This window comes from Sulfurovum sp. bin170, assembly GCF_010892395.1.
Lineage (GTDB): Bacteria > Campylobacterota > Campylobacteria > Campylobacterales > Sulfurovaceae > UBA1140.
In genome coordinates this window covers 1-4,318 of record NZ_JAACKB010000065.1, presented here as the reverse complement: position 1 = coordinate 4,318, position 4,318 = coordinate 1, and the positions used below count along the sequence as shown (strand labels likewise).

4 protein-coding genes are annotated in these 4,318 nt (G+C 35.3%); 3 read left to right on the top strand and 1 reads right to left on the bottom strand.

Features of this window, described 5'->3' with window-relative positions:
- Nucleotides 1-188: 188 nt before the first annotated feature.
- Together mgtE and GSY74_RS01445 are read left to right on the top strand one after the other, a co-directional pair.
- The gene (gene mgtE / locus GSY74_RS01450) at nt 189-1,514 is read left to right on the top strand and encodes a magnesium transporter (protein WP_164663340.1); all 1,326 of its coding nucleotides are present in this window, start codon (nt 189-191) and stop codon (nt 1,512-1,514) included.
- A 19-nt stretch (nt 1,515-1,533) separates the two neighbouring features.
- The gene (locus tag GSY74_RS01445) at nt 1,534-2,631 is read left to right on the top strand and encodes a CNNM domain-containing protein (protein WP_164663339.1); all 1,098 of its coding nucleotides are present in this window, start codon (nt 1,534-1,536) and stop codon (nt 2,629-2,631) included.
- 80 nt (nt 2,632-2,711) lie between these two features.
- Here GSY74_RS01445 and trpS read toward each other — a convergent pair whose 3' ends face one another.
- Nucleotides 2,712-3,677, bottom strand: a complete 966-nt coding sequence (gene trpS / locus GSY74_RS01440; protein ID WP_164663335.1) for a tryptophan--tRNA ligase — start codon at nt 3,675-3,677, stop codon at nt 2,712-2,714.
- Nucleotides 3,678-3,860: 183 nt separating this feature from the next.
- On the opposite strand from trpS, the gene GSY74_RS01435 reads away from it, so the two are divergent.
- Nucleotides 3,861-4,283, top strand: a complete 423-nt coding sequence (locus GSY74_RS01435; RefSeq protein WP_164663333.1) for a hypothetical protein — start codon at nt 3,861-3,863, stop codon at nt 4,281-4,283.
- The last annotated feature ends 35 nt before the right edge of the window (nt 4,284-4,318 follow it).

Here is a 4,318-nt window from a genome sequence, read left to right as displayed (position 1 = left end):
TTAAGGAAGACAGGGGAATTTCGGATGATGAGTGGAGAGAGATTACTGACTTTGCTGGGGTTGGGGAGTAATTTGGGGTTTTTCCGTAGTTTTCAGTTATATGCAATCTGCATTTTCGGAATCGGCGTGTTTACACCCGAACTATTTAGTTCAAAAAAATACTTTTTATTAGATATAAGGGGATTAATATGCAAGAGTTAAAAGAGTACCTAGAGTCTAATAACAGAGATGAACTCCACTTCTCTGAAATCGTAAATATACTTAAACAGTATAACGAAGAGAAATTTTCAGAAGCTATTAAATTAATCCCAAAAGATATTCTTGGAGATGTAGCCCTAGAGCTTCCTGATAGATATTTTGACGATATGATTGCATCATTGGATGTCCAAGATTTGGTAGAAGCGGTCAAAGAGCTAGAGAGTGATGACCAAGTTGACTTTATGCAGGAGCTTAGGGAGCATGATGAGGAGATAGCCTCAGAGGTTTTTAAGAGACTAGATAGAGATGACCAAAAAGATATTACTCAACTTCAAGCTTATAAAGAGGCTGAAGCTGGGTCATATATGCAAGTGGAACTCTTTACTGCTACAGAGGATGAGATTGTAAAAGATACCATCAAACGATTCTCTAAGCTCAAAAAATCTAATGAGATAGAGAATGTTCACAATCTATTCATTACTACCAAAAACAGTATACTACTCTACAGCATAGATTTAGATGACCTATTGACCTTTAATTTTGAGAAAACTTTTCAAAATAATATAGAGGAGTCCGAGGAGAGTTATGAACCAATAACAGCTGGGGATAAAGATGATATTAAAGATGTAGTTAATCTATTTAAGGAGTATAACCTCTTTGTGATGCCCATCGTAACAAACGATAGAAAACTCATAGGTCGAATCACCTCAGATGATATTCACGACATTATCAATGAACAAGCAACTGAACAGATGTATAATCTAGTTGGTCTTAATGATGATGTTGAAGAGGATGAAGAGATACTCAAAGCAGGTAAACAGAGAGCTTCATGGTTAGGATTGAATCTCATTACTGCTATTTTGGCTTCTATTATCATTGGTCTATTTTCAGATATTTTGGACAGTATAGTTGCACTTGCTGTACTCATGCCCATAGTCGCTTCTATGGGTGGCAATGCAGGGACACAAACCTTGACGGTTGTTGTTCGGCAGTTGACACTTGGTGACATTTCACCTAACGATGCTAAAAGAATTATTATAAAAGAGGTGAGCATTTCATTATTAAATGGTTTTTTATTTGCTATAATAATGGGAATTATTGCAACTCTATGGTTTGAGATAGACAAGCTAGGTATTGTCATCGCCTTGTCTATGATTATCAATCTTCTTATGGCTGGTTTTTTTGGAGCAACTATCCCTCTTCTTTTGGAAAAAATGAGAGTTGACCCAGCCATTGGAAGCACTGTTATCCTTACAACTGTCACCGATATTGTAGGTTTTTTCAGTTTTTTAGGTCTTGCAACTATTATTTTATAATAAAGGTTTATTAAATCAAATGAGTTATCTGATACTCTTCTTTCTTCTATCTGTTGGAATTTCATTCCTATGTTCAATCCTTGAATCTGTACTTCTCTCCGTGCAGATGTCATATGTCTCTGTTCTTGAAAAAGAGAAACCTAGTACAGGAAAACTGTTACGGTCACACAAAGAGAACCTTAACAAATCTATTGCATCTATTCTGATTTTAAATACTGTTGCCAATACCCTTGGTGCGGCCGCGGTTGGGGCTCAAGCTTCAAAAGTTTTTGAAAATGATAGTGCCATGGTTTATGTATCTGTGGTCTTAACATTTGCTATTCTATTTTTCTCTGAAATCATCCCCAAAACCATAGGTGCAATTCACTGGAAAGCGTTAGCTCCTATATCAGCTAGAGTTATTCAGTTTTTTATCTGGTTAACTTATCCAATTATTCTAATAACCATGCTGGTAACAGACAAAATATCCAAAGGATATGAAGATGGGTTGACCACAACCAAAGATGAACTTTTGGAGAGTATGCTTATTAGTGAAGATGAGGGTATTATCGATGAACAGGAGTCTGACTTTATAGAGAATATCCTAAAACTAGATGAGAAGAGAATCAATGAAATATTAACCCCTCGCTCAGTGGTTTTTGCCATAGAGGGAGATATGACCATCCAAGAGGTGATGGAGACTAAGCCTGATATATTTAAATTCTCCAGAATCCCTGTCTATAACGATACCATAGAGGATGTTACAGGAATTGTACTTACCAAAAAAATATTTGAACAGTCTCTAAAAGACAACAGTGTGACCATCTCTAGTATAGAAGATAAGATGCACTCCATACATGAGAATCTCTCTGTTGCAATAGCTCTGGATATGTTCATCAAGAAAAAGCAACATATGTTCTTGGTCAAAGATAGCTATGACCAGACAGAGGGGATTTTAACCCTAGAGGATTGTGTTGAGACCATCTTGGGTATTGAGATTATGGATGAGAGTGATACTACAGAGGATATGCGTGAACTTGCCAAACTAAAGATGAAAAAGAGACGAAGAGAAGAGAAGCTAAGGGAGCAGAAAGTTGAGGATAAAAACTCTAACCTAGAGAGTCCTCAGTTTAGCTAAGAAAGAAAAGGGAATCGGAGACTTTAGTCCCGAATATAACGAGGCTGAAGCCATCGGTTCCTAGTTCTGAAAGAAATCAATTAAAGAATTCCTACAGCATCTCGCACAATAGCCATCTTGGCATTAGCTATTTTTTGCATCTTCTTAGCACCATCACTCAAAATATCTCTAACAATATCAGGATTATTAAGATAATAAGCTCTCTTCTCTCTTGCCTCTGCTAACTCCTCCCATATAAGCTCTTTGAGATATTTTTTGAAGTGACCATATCCCTCTTTTCCACTTTTGTAACGCTCCTGAAGTTGACTCTTTTCACCCTCATCTAAAAATAGAGAAGCCAAAGCGTAGATATTACAATCCTCATACTCTAGTGACTCACCCATTGGGGTAGATGAACTTATTATCTTGTTACAGCGTTTCTGTAGCTTCTTTTCAGTTTCCATAAAAATATCAATAGCATTGTCATAGCTCTTACTCATCTTCTGTCCATCTATTCCAGGAATGGTAGCAACATTGTCATTTACCACATGCTCAGGTAGAGTAAAAATCTCTCCATACTCGTTGTTAAATTTGATAGCCATATCTCTAGTCATCTCAACATGTTGAATTTGGTCTTTGCCTACAGGAACCCTCTCTGTATCGAGGATAAGAATATCAGCTGCCATCAGCACAGGATATGAAAATAGTGCATGGTTAGCAGGAACTCCTTTGGCAACCTTATCTTTATAGGAGTGAGCTCTCTCTAACAGTCCCATTGGTGTAAATTTTGATAGAATCCAATAGAGTTCTAGCACTTGTGGAACATCACTTTGTACCCAAAAAGTTGTCTTGTTTGGGTCTATACCCAAAGATAGATAGTCTATAGCCGCATCCATAGTGAGTTGCTTCAGAAGTTTAGCATCTTTTGATGTAGTTAGTGAGTGATAATTTGCAATAAATGTAAAAAGCTCTTCACTCTCTTGGAGTTCTATCATCGGTTTCATCGCTCCAAAGTAATTTCCTATGTGAAGTTTACCTGAAGCTTGGATTCCTGTTAATATACGCATCTCTATCCTTAATTATAGTGAATTAATTGCAAAATTATATCTAAATAATCGATAATTTTGCTATAGTTAGCTCTGTACAGCTGTTCACAGTTTGCTCACATTCTGGTTAAAAAAAAATATTAGGTAAAATATTTTACAATGTTTTATGTTGTTTTATTGTATGATGAGAAAAAAGGATATAAGATGAAAACTAAATATTTATATATGTTACTACTTGCCCCTCTACTATCATTTGCTGAACTAAATATTGAGAAAGTAAATGAGGCTTTATCAAGCATAGAGTCAAATAAAAAGCTCTCCTACTTTAGCAATAATAAAAATCTTCTGACTAAGTTAAAGATAAAAAAAACTGCTTCCATAAAAAAAGCAGATATTCTACTCTTTCCAAAAAGCAAAAGCTCCAAAAAGATAATTATAGTAGATAGTTATAGCAAACTAAAAGAGAATAAAAAGAGTATAGGTGCTATCTATGTTAAAAAGGGACGAACTCAAATAATGTTTGTAGATGAACGACTTAAAAAAAATGGACTTAGAATATCTAATAAAAAATATCGTATTAGTGAATGTCATCTCAACCCTATCTGTTTCTTAAAATTAACAAAATAATTTACACTGCTGTTTAAAACAAATATTTTTAAACA

Excerpts from the sequence above, each read along its gene's own strand:
- mgtE (WP_164663340.1), top strand. The coding sequence starts at position 189 with ATGCAAGAGTTAAAAGAGTACCTAGAGTCTAATAACAGAGATGAACTC.
- GSY74_RS01445 (WP_164663339.1), top strand. The coding sequence starts at position 1,534 with ATGAGTTATCTGATACTCTTCTTTCTTCTATCTGTTGGAATTTCATTC.
- trpS (WP_164663335.1), bottom strand. The coding sequence starts at position 3,677 with ATGCGTATATTAACAGGAATCCAAGCTTCAGGTAAACTTCACATAGGA.
- GSY74_RS01435 (WP_164663333.1), top strand. The coding sequence starts at position 3,861 with ATGAAAACTAAATATTTATATATGTTACTACTTGCCCCTCTACTATCA.